The 12,745-nt window shown below is 72.8% G+C and carries 12 protein-coding genes; 2 read left to right on the forward strand and 10 right to left on the reverse strand.

What is annotated here, in order from left to right; translation table 11 throughout:
- The first annotated feature begins 42 nt into the window (after window positions 1-42).
- Window positions 43-549, forward strand: coding sequence for an NUDIX hydrolase (locus tag ACWD0F_RS22765; RefSeq protein WP_449878470.1), 507 nt, complete (start codon window positions 43-45; stop codon window positions 547-549).
- A gap of 8 nt (window positions 550-557) precedes the next feature.
- On the opposite strand, the gene rbsK is transcribed toward ACWD0F_RS22765, so the two are convergent.
- The 10 genes from rbsK to ACWD0F_RS22815 form a co-directional block, all read right to left on the reverse strand.
- Window positions 558-1,445 carry a ribokinase gene (gene rbsK / locus ACWD0F_RS22770; protein ID WP_449878472.1) on the reverse strand — a complete coding sequence of 296 codons (888 nt, stop codon included), beginning with the start codon at window positions 1,443-1,445 and terminating at the stop codon, window positions 558-560.
- Window positions 1,442-2,791: an ADP-ribosylglycohydrolase family protein gene (locus ACWD0F_RS22775; RefSeq protein WP_449878473.1), complete on the reverse strand. Its 1,350-nt coding sequence runs from the start codon at window positions 2,789-2,791 to the stop codon at window positions 1,442-1,444. Before ACWD0F_RS22775 ends, rbsK begins: the two co-directional genes overlap by 4 nt.
- Window positions 2,788-3,927: an ADP-ribosylglycohydrolase family protein gene (locus ACWD0F_RS22780; protein WP_449878475.1), complete on the reverse strand. Its 1,140-nt coding sequence runs from the start codon at window positions 3,925-3,927 to the stop codon at window positions 2,788-2,790. Before ACWD0F_RS22780 ends, ACWD0F_RS22775 begins: the two co-directional genes overlap by 4 nt.
- Complete coding sequence (locus ACWD0F_RS22785) at window positions 3,924-4,883, reverse strand: ADP-ribosylglycohydrolase family protein (protein ID WP_449878477.1); 960 nt, start codon at window positions 4,881-4,883, stop codon at window positions 3,924-3,926. Before ACWD0F_RS22785 ends, ACWD0F_RS22780 begins: the two co-directional genes overlap by 4 nt.
- A 6-nt stretch (window positions 4,884-4,889) precedes the next feature.
- Window positions 4,890-5,852 carry an ADP-ribosylglycohydrolase family protein gene (locus ACWD0F_RS22790; protein WP_449878479.1) on the reverse strand — a complete coding sequence of 321 codons (963 nt, stop codon included), beginning with the start codon at window positions 5,850-5,852 and terminating at the stop codon, window positions 4,890-4,892.
- Window positions 5,849-7,159 (reverse strand): ABC transporter substrate-binding protein, encoded by a 1,311-nt coding sequence (locus ACWD0F_RS22795; protein ID WP_449878481.1) that lies wholly within the window; start codon window positions 7,157-7,159, stop codon window positions 5,849-5,851. Before ACWD0F_RS22795 ends, ACWD0F_RS22790 begins: the two co-directional genes overlap by 4 nt.
- Before the next feature lie 12 nt (window positions 7,160-7,171).
- Window positions 7,172-7,990 (reverse strand): carbohydrate ABC transporter permease, encoded by an 819-nt coding sequence (locus ACWD0F_RS22800; RefSeq protein WP_449878483.1) that lies wholly within the window; start codon window positions 7,988-7,990, stop codon window positions 7,172-7,174.
- Window positions 7,987-8,901 (reverse strand): carbohydrate ABC transporter permease, encoded by a 915-nt coding sequence (locus tag ACWD0F_RS22805; protein WP_449878485.1) that lies wholly within the window; start codon window positions 8,899-8,901, stop codon window positions 7,987-7,989. The genes ACWD0F_RS22800 and ACWD0F_RS22805 overlap by 4 nt, the downstream gene beginning before the upstream one ends.
- The gene (locus tag ACWD0F_RS22810; protein ID WP_449878487.1) at window positions 8,898-9,944 is read right to left on the reverse strand and encodes a LacI family DNA-binding transcriptional regulator; all 1,047 of its coding nucleotides are present in this window, start codon (window positions 9,942-9,944) and stop codon (window positions 8,898-8,900) included. Before ACWD0F_RS22810 ends, ACWD0F_RS22805 begins: the two co-directional genes overlap by 4 nt.
- A 206-nt stretch (window positions 9,945-10,150) precedes the next feature.
- Window positions 10,151-11,455, reverse strand: a complete 1,305-nt coding sequence (locus ACWD0F_RS22815; protein ID WP_449878489.1) for an MFS transporter — start codon at window positions 11,453-11,455, stop codon at window positions 10,151-10,153.
- A 23-nt stretch (window positions 11,456-11,478) separates the two neighbouring features.
- Between ACWD0F_RS22815 and ACWD0F_RS22820 the strand changes: the two genes are divergently transcribed.
- The gene (locus tag ACWD0F_RS22820) at window positions 11,479-12,735 is read left to right on the forward strand and encodes an ROK family protein (protein ID WP_449878491.1); all 1,257 of its coding nucleotides are present in this window, start codon (window positions 11,479-11,481) and stop codon (window positions 12,733-12,735) included.
- The last annotated feature ends 10 nt before the right edge of the window (window positions 12,736-12,745 follow it).

Here is a 12,745-nt window from a genome sequence, read left to right on the forward strand (position 1 = left end):
TCACCACCCTGCCCGCGGATTCGTCTTGTTACCGTTGGGGGAATGATCTGCCGCACCCAGCGCCCCACCGCGCGCGTCATCCTGGCCGCCCCCGACGACCGGATCCTGCTGTTCCGGGTCGTGCCACCGGGCCCGTTCCCGCAGGAGCCCGCCTGGCACCTGCCCGGCGGCGGGATCGAGGCCGGGGAGACCCCCGCCCAGGCGGCGGCCCGCGAGGCCCTGGAGGAGACCGGCCACGTCCTGAGCCCCGCCGGCCTCGGCGATCCCGTGGCGGTCAACGAGGGCGCGTGGCACAACCTGGGCCGCCACTTCTACTCTGTGCACACCTACTTCTTCGCCCGCGTCGCGTCCCAGGCCATGGTGCCCACCGCGCTGGAGGACTACGAGGAGGAGCAGTTCCTGCTCGGCCACCGGTGGTGGAGCGCCGACGAGCTGGCGGTCACCGACGAACGCGTCTTCCCGCCCGGCCTGGCGGGGCTGCTGCCGGACCTGCTCGCCGGCAGCAGCCCGGCCGGCCCGGCCCGCCTCTCCTGGACGCACGCCAACTGACGGGACCGTCAGCGCAGCGCGTCCTCGATCTCCCGGCGGGCCGGCATCGAGGTGCTGGCTCCCGCACGCTGCACGGAGAGCGCGGCGGCCACGGAGGCGAAACGCAGGGCGTCCTTCATGGTCAGCCCTTCGGAGCAGCGCGCCACGGCCAGCGCCCCCACGAAGGTGTCGCCGGCCGCCGTCGTGTCCACGGCCTTGACCTTCTCGGCCGCGACCAGCACCCGCTCCCCCGACCGCGCGCCGTACAGCGCGCCTTCGGAGCCGAGGGTGATGACCGCCTCGGGGACCAGCTCAAGGAGCGCCTCCAGGGCGGCGTCCGCACCGGCGACGCCGGTGATGGCGGCGGCCTCGTGCTCGTTCGGGACGATCGTGGCGACCGACTCCAGCAGCTCCGCCGGCAGCGGCTGCGCGGGCGCCGGGGTGAGGTAGACGGGCACGCCGGCGACGTACGCCGCCCGCGCCGCCGCCACCACGGCCGCCATCGGCAGCTCAAGCTGCAGCAGCAGCGCCCGGGACCCGGCGATGGCGGCCAGGTCGTCGCCGGACGGGCCGGTGACGGTGCCGTTCGCGCCGGGGACGACGATGATCGAGTTGCCGCCGTCGTCGTCCACCACGATGTGGGCGATGCCGCTGGGACCCGGCACCTGGCGCAGGCCGCGTACGTCGACTCCGGCCTCCGCCAGCGAGGCGCGCATCTCCGCGCCGAACCCGTCGTCGCCGACGGCCCCCAGGAAGGCCACATCGCCGCCCGCGCGGGCGGCGGCGATGGCCTGGTTCGCGCCCTTGCCGCCGGGCACGGTGCGGAACCGGTGACCGGTCACCGTCTCACCGCGTTTGGGGGCTTCGGCGACGTAGGCGACCAGGTCCATGTTCGCGCTGCCGAAAACCGAGATCATGACGTCATCATCTCCCGAGTACGTCCTGCCAGCTCGCCGAGACCCACCCCGTCGAACCCGGTCAGGCTGCTGGCCAGGCTGTCGCGCAGCCGCCAGCCGGCGGGCACGCCGCCCTGCAGCGCGCCCGCGACCGAGCCGGCGGTGGCGCCCGCGGAGTCGGTGTCCCAGCCGCCGGCGACCGCGCCGGCGATCGTGGCGGTGAAGTCGCCCCGGCCGTGGATGAGCGTGGCGGCGACGAGGGCCGCGTTGTTGATCGTGTGCACCCAGTGCAGGGCGCCGTGCCGCTCGTGCAGGCGGTCGATGACCCGCTCGAAGTCGGGCTCGGCGGCGGCGTCCGCGGTGGCCAGGCGGACCGCCTCGTGCAGGCGCGACCCGGCGGGCACCACCGACAGGCCCGCCGCGACGACCTCCTCGGCCGACGCGGCCACCAGCGAGGCCGCGCACATCGCCGCCACGAACATCGCCCCGTAGATCCCGTTCGCGGTGTGCGTGAGGCGGGCGTCGCGCCACGCCTGCTCCGCCGCCGCGGCCGGATCGCCGGGATTGACCCAGCCGTAGACGTCGGTCCTGATCAGCGCGCCGATCCACTCGCGGAACGGGTTGCGGTAGGTGGCCGTCCCCGGCGGCTCGACGCCGTCCAGGAGGTTGCGGTACGCGACGCGCTCGGCGGTGAACGTCCGGCCGGCGGGCAGCTCGTCCAGCCAGAGCTTGGCGACGTCCTCGGTGGTGAAGCCGTGGCCGTGCCGCTCCAGGAGGGACAGGGCCAGCAGCGGGTAGTTGAGGTCGTCGTCCTCGGGGATGCCGTCGACGTTCTCGGCCAGCGAGTTGACGGCGCTGCGGCGGTTCCACGGCCAGCGGGCGGCGATGTCCTCGGGCAGGCCCTCGGCGGTGAACCAGCCCTTGATGGGCCAGTTGCCGGTGGACTCGGCGATCTGCCTGATGCCCGCGCGCGGGATCTTCTCCACCGGCTTGCCGAGCACGCACCCGGCCGCCCGCCCGAGCCAGGCCCCCAGGACCCGCTCGGGATCCACCTCGGCCGGGGCGCCCGCTCGTGACCCCGGCCAGCCGGGGCTGGCGGCGATGATGCCGGCCAGGTCCGACGGCTCGTCCAGCGGGGACGGGATGGCGGCCAGCTCGTCGAGCAGCTCTTCGGCCAGCCCGCGCAGCTTGGCCGCGCCCGGCTCGGAGGCCCCGGCGCGCGGCGGGGCGTCGTGCCCGCCGGCCGCGTGCCACCGGCCGGCGATCTCCGCGACCCGCCCGTCGGCGCCCGCTCTGCCGTCCTCCTCGGCCTGGCGGAGCTCATGCCCGACCAGGTCCTCCGGCTGGACCCAGGTGAGCCGGATCATCGGGGGTCGAGGTCGGCGAAGGCGTCCTCGTGGGCGCGCCGGCGGGCCAGGTCGTCGGCGTGCACCCGCCGCGCCACCCCGGCGATGGCGAGCCCGGGAGCCACCAGGTCCGTACGGCTGGCCGTCCCCACCTCTTCCACCCACTGCTGCGGGATCGAGGCCAGGCCGCCGAGCGCGCCCGCGATGGCTCCGCCCATGGAGGCGATCGAGTCGGCGTCGCGCCCGTAGTTGACGCCGCCCAGCACGGTGCCGCGGTAGTCGCCCTTGGCGATCACCAGGAACCCGAGCGCCAGCGGCAGCTCTTCGATGCTGTGCACCCGGCTCGGCCGCCGGGCGCCCAGTCCCTGGTCGCGGTAGGTGTCGGCGACCGTGTCGTAGGGCCGCACGGCGGCGCGCAGGGCCTCGAACGACCCGTCCCAGTGCCCCAGGGAGGCGGCGGCCGCGCAGACCGCCTCGATGGCGGCCCTGGTGCCGTCCTTGGCCAGGCGCAGGCAGACGGCGACGACGGAGTCGACCGTGGCGCCCGGCCGCATGGCCTCGGCGACGGCGGCGGCCATGATCCCGGCGGCCTCGCGGCCGTAACTCGACTGGTGGGCTCCGGCCAGGTCGATGGCCTCGGCGTAGGCGGCGTCGGGGTCGGCGGCGTTGACGATGCCGACGGGGGCGACGTACATGGCCGCCCCGCAGTTCACGATGTTCCCGACACCGGCCTCGCGCGGGTCCACGTGCCCGTAGTGCAGCCTGGCCACGATCCACTTCTCGGCCAGGAAGATCCGCTGCAGCGGCAGCGCCTCGGCCTCCAACTCGGGGATCCACCGCCGCTGACCCATCAGCTCGGGCACCAGGTGCTCGGCCATCGAGTACGCGTCCAGGTGCCCGCCGGCCTTCTCGTACACGCGGACCAGGGCGTGCGTCATCAGGGTGTCGTCGGTGATGTTGCCGTCGCCCTTGTGGTACGGCGCGATCGGCCGGGCGTTGGCCCAGTCCTCGTTGAACGGCGGCACGATCCCCTCGACGTGTCCCGCGTACCGCTCGACGATCTGTTCCGGCGTCCAGCCCTCGGTGGCGCCGCCCAGCGCGTCACCGACCGCCGCCCCCGCCAAGCAGCCAGTGGCCCTGTCTTCAAGCGGCGTCATGCGATTCCCTCCAGTAGTTCGATCAGATCCTGGCCCGCCAGGTCAGGCAGGCAGCAACCGGCCAGCGTGCGGGACGACGCGGTCCACCCCTCCGGGATCGCGTCGAATCCCCCGCACGCCCCCGTCAGCGCCCCGGTCAGCGCGGGCGCCGAGTCGGCCAGGGCGGACAGGCACGCCGCCGCGGGCACGGCCCGCGTCAGCTCACCGCCCGCCGCCTCGGCCAGCGCCAGGGCCGCGGGAACGGTCTGCGCGGCCCCCACGCCGTAGCTGTACACGTGGTCGAGCAGCACGGCGTCCAGCGCGGGCACCGCGCCGAACGGGTCGCCCGCCTTCCGCGTCACGGCCAGCGCCGCGCGGGCGTTGTGGCCGATGGCGCTGTCTTCGGGCAGGACGGCCAGCGCCGCCTCGACCGCCCGCGTGACCGAGCCGGAGGCGACGGCCTCGGCCACCGCGGCCGCCATGGCCTGGGCGCCGAGGACGCCGTCTCCGGCGTTCGTCACCTGGGCGTCCCGCGTGGGGTCGCGCCCGAGTGCCCCGAACGCGACGGCCCTGACGGCAGCCGCGTCGTCGAAGAAGTGCGGGTTGTCGTGCCCGGACGCGGGCGGCTCGACGCCCTTGGCCAGATTGTCCAGCGCGGTCGCCACCGAGATGCGGGCGCGCACGCCCGTCAGCTCCCTGAACGCCTCGGCCCGCGGCCGGTCGATGGTCAGCGCGGTCCAGGCGAGCCATTCGGCGTCGTCGGACGGCCCGATGGCCAGCGGCGCGATGGGCTGGTTCAGCGCGAACGGCACCGGCAGCGTGGTGACGCGGTGCTCCTCGGCGAACGCGTCGAGCTCCCGGTGCAGGCGTCTGCTCCAGGGGGCGTGCAGGGCCGCGCGGTGCCTGGCAGCGGGCCAGCCCGCGGCGTCACCGACGGCGAGCCCCGCGAAGGCCCCCCTGATTCTGTCCCCCGACATGGTGATCTACAGTCCTTCCGCCAGTTCGTCGGCGACGTCCAGCACATGTCTTCCGGCCACGACGGGCAGGCATTTCCCCGTCACGGGCCCGATTCTGGCGGCCCAGCGCCCGGGGACGCCGCGCTCGCCCTGATGAGCGCCGGCGATCGCGCCGGCGATGGCGCCGATCGTGTCGGCGTCCCTGCCCAGGCTCACCCCGAACGTCACGGACGCCTCCACCTCGCCGCCGCCCGCCAGGAAGGCGGCCAGCGCGAGCGCCACGGCCTCGGGGGCCACGTCGGTCCAGGGGTAGTGCCGGACCACGACGGCCTCGTGCAACGCCTCGACGAGAGCGTCCTCGGCGAGGTCCCGGGCGAGCACCTCACGGACGCGCACGATGTTCCTGGCCGTCCACGAGTCGCCGGGGATCACCGACAGCGCGGCCGCGACGATCTCGTCCGGCGTGGCCCCGCTCATCGCGGCGGCCACCGCCCCGGCGACCGCCCGGCCGCCGAGTATGCCCTCTCCCGATCCGCTGACCAGGCCGTCCTGCTCCATCAGCCGGGCGGCCTCGGCGGGATCGCCGGGGCAGAAGATCCCGTACGGCGCGGCCCGCATGGCCAGCCCGTCCGACCATCCGTGCAGGTGCACGAGACCGGTCAGCGGCGGCTCCAGGCCGCGGCGAAGCGCTTCGATGGTGCCCAGCTCGGAGAAGCCCGCCCCGCGCATGGGGCCCGTCACCAGCGGGATGATGTCCGCGCGGTAGGCCGCGGCCACGTCCGCCGGGCTCAGTCCGTGCCCGTGCCGCACCAGCAGGGAGGCGGCGAAGATGGCGTACTCGGTGTCGTCCGTCCCCCCGCCCTCGATCTCGGTCAGCCGGCCCCATCGCCGCCGGATCTCCGACGGCGACAGGTTCTCGGCCGGGGCCCCGAGGGCGTCGCCGGCCGCGAGGCCGAGCAGACACCCCCGGGCTCTGTCCCGATAAGTCACCGCTGGTACCGCTCCAACACCTTGTTGCCGTCCTCGACGAGCTTCGCCGCCACCTGGTCGATGGTGATCTTGTTGGCGAAGTACTCCTGCAGGGCCGGCGTGGCCACCTTGCTCTTCCACTCGTCGAACCCGTTCACCTTCAGGAACGGCGCCACCACGAGGCTCTTGCCGGAGGCCGTGGCCACGTCCCAGCCGTTCTCGGCGGTGGTCATCGCCGGGTCGGCGGCGGCCTTCTGGGAGGTCGGCAGCAGCCAGTCGCCCTTGGCGAGCTTGGCCTGGTTCGCCCCGTTCAGGAAGAACGAGATGAACTTCATGGCCTCGTCCGGGTGCTTGCTGTCCTGCGCGATCGACAACGTCTGCGAGACCGCGCCCTGCTGGACGCTGGTGCCCTTGGGCGCCGGCAGCGTGACCCAGTCGAACCCGTCGGGAGCCTGCTCGACGACCTGCTGACGCAGGTACACGCCGGCGGGCAGCAGCGCGAACTTGCCCTTGTAGAAGGCCGGCAGCGGGTCCGCGGTGCCCTGGCCGAGCGCGGCCGGGTCGGCCGACTTGTCCTTGTAGAGCTGGTCGTGGATGCGCTGGAGGACCTCGCGCTCCTCGGGGCCGACCTTCACCGTGGTCTTGCCGTCGGTGGTCTGGAAGAACGTGCCGCCGAAGTTGAGCGCCAGGTTGAGCGTCTTGTTGACCGGCGACTTCATCGGCCAGGCCACGCCGAACGTGCCGCTCTTGGTCATCTTCTTGGCGGCCTCGGAGAACTCGTCCCACGTCCACGGGCTGTCCGCGGTCGGGATGCGCACCTTGGCCTCGTCGAGCAGCTTCTTGTTGGCGATGATGACCTGCGACTCCTGCAGGAACGGCACGCCGTACACGCCCTGCTCGCCCTTGCCGCCGTCGAAGGTGACGGTGTCCCAGGCGGGCTGCGGGATGTCGCTCTTGAGCTCGGCGGGCAACTTGGCGCCGAGCTCCAGCAGGAAGCCGTCGGCGGCGAAGCCGGACAGGGCGGGTGAGTCGTTGTGGATGACGTCGGGCGCCGTGCCGCCGGCGAACTGGGTCACGAGCTGGTCGTTGACGTTGTCCCAGCTCCCCTGCACGTAGGTGACCTGGATCTTCGGGTTGGCCTTGTTCCACTCGTCCACGAGCTGCTTGTTCGCGGCGACGGATTCCTTCTGCCAGGCCAGGCTGAGGAAGTCGATCTTGACCGGCTCGTCGGCGGAGGACGCGGTCTCGCCGCCTCCACCTCCACCGCTGCCGCACGCGGCGGCGAGCGCGACGACCGCCGCTGCCGCCAGAGCGGACTTGATTCGCATAGGAGCCTCCTACTAGCCCTTGACGGCGCCGGCCATCAGGCCGGACTTCAGTCGCCGCTGAATGATTGCGAAGAAGATCAGACTCGGGATCGTCGCCATGAGCGACGCCGCGGCCAGCGGGCCGAGCCTGGCCACCCCCTCCGGGCCGGTGAACCGCACCAGCGTCAGCGGGAGTGTCATGACGTCGGGATCCTGAAGGACCACGAGCGCGAACATGAACTCGTTCCATGACGAGATGAACGAGAACAACAACGTGGCCACCACGCCGGGCGCCAGCAGCGGCGCCACCACGCTGACGAGCGAGCGCAGCCGGGACGCGCCGTCCACGGCCGCGGCCTCCTCCAGCTCGCGCGGCACCGAGCGCACGTAGCCCTGCAGCATCCACAGCGCGAACGGCAGGGTGAACGTCACGTGCACGACCACGAGGCCCGGCAGCGTGTTCACCAGCTCCAGGTCCCGCAGGATCAGGAAGAGCGGAATGATGATCAGGATGAACGGGAAGACCTGGCTGACCAGCACCCACCCGATCGCGATCCGGCTCACCAGGCTGCGGTAGCGGGCCATGGCGTACGAGGCCGGCAGCGAGATCAGCACCGTGATGACGCTGCTGAACAGCGCCACGATGAGGCTGCGGACGGACGCGCCGACCAGGTCCTGCTCACCGAACGCGTCGGAGAAGTTGACCAGCGTCGGCTCCCTGGGGATCCACGTCGGGTCCGCCATGGCCATCTCCTGCGGCGTCTTCAGCGCCGTCGACAGCAGCCAGACCAGCGGGAAGGCCAGGAAGACGACGTAGGCGACCAGCGCGAGATACTGTGCGGGCCGTTTCACTTGCTCTCCCTCATCTGCCGCCACAGGTACAGGCCGAGCACCGCGAGCACGACGATCGCCATGGCGAGGCCGAGCATCGAGGCGTAACCGGCCATGCGGTACCTGAACGCCTCCTCGTAGGCGAACAACATCGGCAACCGCGTCTGCCCGCCGGGGCCACCCTGGGTGAGCACGTAGACCAGGCCGAACTGATTGATGTTCCAGACGAAGTCGAGCGAGGTGATCGCGATGATCACCGGGCGGAGCTGCGGCAGCGTGATGCTCCAGAAGCGCCGCCAGGAGCCCGCTCCGTCCATCTCGCCGGCCTCGTAGAGCTCCTTGGGCACGTTCTGCAGGCCGGCCAGCAGCACGACCGTGGTCTGCGGCATGCCGGTCCAGATGCCGACCACGATGATCGCGGGCAGCGCGAGCGAGAAGTCGGCCAGCCAGTTGATGTCGGTGCCGAGCAGGTCGTTCAGGATGCCGGCGTCGGGGTGGTAGACGAGCTTCCACATGAGGCCGATGACCACCGGGGGCATCGCCCACGGCACCACCGACAACACCCTGGCCACGCCCCTGAAGCGCAGGTTCTCGTTCAGCAGCAGCGCCAGGCCGAGCGCGGCCAGGAACTGCAGCAGGGTCACCGAGACGGACCAGATCGCGCCGATCTTGAAGGAGGACCAGAACTCGTCGTCGGTGAGCAGCCGGCCGAAGTTCTCCAGGCCGACGAAGCTCGTCTCGTGGTTGCGCGAGTTGCGGGCGTCGGTGAACGCCAGGCCGATGCCGTACAGCAGCGGTCCCACGCTGAACAGCAACACCGGCACCATCGCGGGCAGCATGAGCAGCCACATCTCGCGCGTGGGGCGCGAGATCACGCGGCGCCTGCCGTGCGGCCGCCGCGGCGGCGCCGGCCTTGTCACGGTCGCCGTCACTGGACGCTCTCCTTCCGGTCCGTACGCAGGTCGTCGGCCGATTCGCCGGCCGTGGACGCCCGCACCACCAGGCGGGGCGGGACGGTCACCAGCCGCGGCTCGCCCTCGCCGCCCTGCAGCCGCTCCAGCAGCAGCTCGGCGGCGACCTTGCCGCGCTCGGCCGACCCGAGCGACACACTCGTCAACGACGGCCAGGAGGCCGCTGCCAGGTCGGTGTCGTCCATGCCGACCACCGCCACGTCCTCGGGCACCCGCCGGCCGGCGGCCCGCAGCACGTCGAGCGCGCCGAGGGCGATCAGGTCGTTGGCGCACAGCAGCGCGTCCACGCCGGGCACCCGGTCGAGCAGCTCGGTGACCGCCTGGCGCCCTTCGGCGCGGTAGAAGTCGCCGATCTGCACGAGGTCGTCGTCGTAAGGCAGGCCGACGTCGCCGAGCGCCTCCCGGTAGGCCGAGCCGCGGGCGGCGCCCGGCACGGTGTCGAGCGGGCCGTTGATCATGCCGATCCGGCGGCGGCCGAGCGCGTGGAGGTGGTCGATGGCCAGCCGGACGCCGGTGCGGGAGTCGGCGCGCACGTTGTCGACGCGTGTCCCCTCAGGCACCGAGCCGATGATCACGACGGGGGTCCTGGCGGCGGCCAGCATCTCCAGGTGGGTCTCGGTGACCCGGAGCGGGCTCATGATCAGCCCGTCCACGTACCGCTCGCCCAGGCTGTGCAGCACGTCGATCTCGTCGGCCGCGACGGCGTCGGTCGAATGCAGCAGGAGCCGGTATCCGGCGGCCTTCAGGACCGGCTGGATCTGGCGGAGCATGGCCAGGTAGGCGGGGTTGCCGACGTCGGCCATGGCGAAGGCGACCTGGTGGGTGCGGCGCGACTTGAGAGACCTGGCCACGGCGTTGCGCACGTAGCCGAGCTCGTCGGCGGCGGCCGTCACCTTGCGCACGGTCTCCTGCCTGGTCGGCAGGCCGTTCAGGACCCGCGAGACGGAGGCGATCGAGACACCGGCGCGAGCGGCGATCGTGTTGATCGTGGGTCCGTCGGCCAAGGTTGTCCTTCCAGGGGAGTAATCGTTTACGCGGCAAAACCTGTAAACGTTTACTGGGTTGGGGGACATGAAACCTGGATGTAACTTGCAGGTCAAGTCACGATCACATAACAGCAGGTCAGGTTACGTTCGGCCGATTTTCGGTCCCCGTAGTAGGGAATTGGGGTCATGCGGCTCGTCCCCGCCGGGGAACGAGCCGCAGGGGATCAGTCGCGCGCCGGCTCGGGCTCGTGGCCCCGCCCGGCGGGCGCGCCCCCCGGATCAGCCGACCGCGGTTCAGCCGTCCCCGAATCAGCCGCCCCGGGAGCGGACGCCGGCGCGGGGGCGGAGAGCCGGAGCAGGGCGCGGATGGCCGGGGCTCCGGTGACCGCCACCACGGCGGCCAGGACGGCCGGGATGATGAGCGCGATCGGCAACGACGACGACTCCGCCACGTACCCGAGCACCGCCGGCCCCAGCAGCAGCCCGCTGTAGCCGAAGGCCGTCACCATGGCCAGCGCCCGGCCGACCCGCCCGCCGGCCGCGCCCACCGCGCTGAACAGCACCGGCACCACGGTGGCCAGCCCCACGCCGGCCAGCGCCCATCCGGTCCACGCGCACACCACCCGCAGCGGCTCTCCCACCACGGGAGAGACGAGCACGAGGACGTAGCCGGCGGTGGCGAACAGCCCGGCGAGCTGGATGGTGCGCACCGATCCGAGCCGCCCTCTGATCGGGTCGCCCAGCAGCCGCACGGTCGTCATCGCCACCGAGAAGATCGTGTAGGCCAGCGGCGCCAGGGCGGGATCGGTCAGCAGCACCCAGCGGGCGTGCAGCGCGGCCCAGTCGATGGCCGCCCCCTCGCTCAGATGCCCGGCGAACGCGGCCAGCCCGAGCAGCGCGATCAGCCCCCACTTCAGCGAGCCGCCCGTCGTGGCGCCCGACTCGGCGTCGGCGTGCGCGGGCGGGTCGGGCAGCAGCAGCCGGGCCGCCGGGACGTACAGGAACGGCACCACCAGCGCCGCCACGACCAGCAGCACCTGCGCGTCCAGCCCCGCCTGCAGGATGAGCGAGGTGAGCCCGCCGCCGGCCGCGCCGCCCAGGCTCCACGTGCCGTGGAAGGAGGAGATGATCGGCCGGCCGTAGCGCCGCTCGACCTCGACGGAGTGGGCGTTCATGGCGATCTCGGTCACCCCCAGCCCGATCCCGAACAGGACCGCCAGGGCCGCCAGCATCCAGTACGAGGACGCGAGCGCGGGCCCGAGCAGCACCGCTCCGGAGAACGGCCCGGCGATCCAGCAAACCCGGCGGCTGGAGAACCGGTCCACCAGCGGCCCGGCCGCCAGCATCGACACCAGCGCTCCGGCGGAGATCAACAGCAGCACGCTGCCCAGCCGGGCGGGTCCGAGCTCCAGCCGATCGTTCAGCGACGGCAGCCCGGCCGCCCACAGACCCATGACAAAACCGGCAAGGAAGAAGAAACCGAAAACTCCGACACGAGCTCTTTTTGCATCAGTGAGGCTTTTGTTCACGGCTAGAGCATAAACTGTGCTCTGTGAAGGGTGCTACGACCAGCGGCGAGCTGCGCGCGCACAACCGGGTCCGGCTGCTGCGTGCCGTGCACGACTGCGGGGCCGCCCATACCCGCTCGCAACTGACCCGCGACCTGCGGCTGGCCAGGGGGACGGCCTCCGTGCTGGTCGCCGGGCTGGCCGGCGACGAGCTGCTGCACGAGGAGCCGGCCGCCGGGCACGCGCGCGGGCGGCCGACCCAGGTGCCGGGCCCGCATCCGCGCGGACCGCTGGCCCTGGCCGTGGACGTGCGGGAGGACGCCTGGGAGCTGGCCGCGTGCGAGCTGGGCGGCCGGGCCACCGTCCTCGAGGTCCGCCCGCACGACGGCACCCCTGAAGGCACGCTCGGCGCCCTGGGCGAGGCCGTCGCCGCCTGCCGGGCACGCTTCGGGCACCGCGTCGCCGGGATCGGGGTGGCACTGGCCGGCCCGGTGCGGCACGGCGGCCTGGTGGACATCTCCCATCTGGGCTGGCGCTCGGTGAACGTGCCGCTCCTGCTCGGCCTGTCCCCCGGCGGCGCGTTCACCGAGCCCGGCGGCGTGCCGCTCGTGGTCGGGAACGACACCGCGTTCGCGGCCCTGGCCGAGGCGCGGCGGGGCCGGCTGCGGGGCGTCCGGGTGGGCCTGCACCTGCACGTCGACTTCGACCTCGGCGGCGTCCTGGTCGTCGACGGCCGCCCGCTCGCCGGCGCGGGCGGCAGCGGCGCCGAGTTCGGCCACATGCCGCTCACCGGCGGCGACCGGCTCTGCCCGTGCGGCGCCGTGGGCTGCTGGAGCATGGACGTCGGCGCGAACGCCCTGCTGCGCCACGTCGGCCTCGCCCACGGCGGCGGCCGGGGCCGCGAGCACGCCGAGCACGTGCTGGCCACCAGCGAGCGGGCCGTGGCCGAGAACGCCGCGGCACTCGGACGCGGCATCGCCGCCCTGGTCAACGCGCACGACCCCGAGGTCGTGACCCTGTCAGGCCACGGCGCCGAGCTGTACGAGCGGGCCCCCGAGGCCCTGCTGGAGACCTGCCGGCCGGGACTCATGGCGATCCGCCGCGACCACCCGCCCAGGATCGAGGGCTCGGCCCTGGGCTGGCGCGGCGCGCTTCTCGGCGCCATGGAGTCCGTCTTCGACACCTTCCTCACCCCGGACGGACTCGATCGCTGGCGCGAAAACCACCCTGACCAGGGTCACGACACGCCCGATCCGCAGAATGTGACGCATTCCACCTTGAGCAGGGATAAGCCGACATAACCGACTTGCT

Source organism: Nonomuraea sp. NPDC002799, assembly GCF_053592075.1.

What these genes read in the sequence shown, in the direction of transcription:
- ACWD0F_RS22765 (WP_449878470.1), top strand. Translation starts at nt 43, where the DNA reads ATGATCTGCCGCACCCAGCGCCCCACCGCGCGCGTCATCCTGGCCGCC.
- ACWD0F_RS22780 (WP_449878475.1), bottom strand. Translation starts at nt 3,927, where the DNA reads ATGACGCCGCTTGAAGACAGGGCCACTGGCTGCTTGGCGGGGGCGGCG.
- rbsK (WP_449878472.1), bottom strand. Translation starts at nt 1,445, where the DNA reads ATGATCTCGGTTTTCGGCAGCGCGAACATGGACCTGGTCGCCTACGTC.
- ACWD0F_RS22795 (WP_449878481.1), bottom strand. Translation starts at nt 7,159, where the DNA reads ATGCGAATCAAGTCCGCTCTGGCGGCAGCGGCGGTCGTCGCGCTCGCC.
- ACWD0F_RS22775 (WP_449878473.1), bottom strand. Translation starts at nt 2,791, where the DNA reads ATGATCCGGCTCACCTGGGTCCAGCCGGAGGACCTGGTCGGGCATGAG.
- ACWD0F_RS22785 (WP_449878477.1), bottom strand. Translation starts at nt 4,883, where the DNA reads ATGTCGGGGGACAGAATCAGGGGGGCCTTCGCGGGGCTCGCCGTCGGT.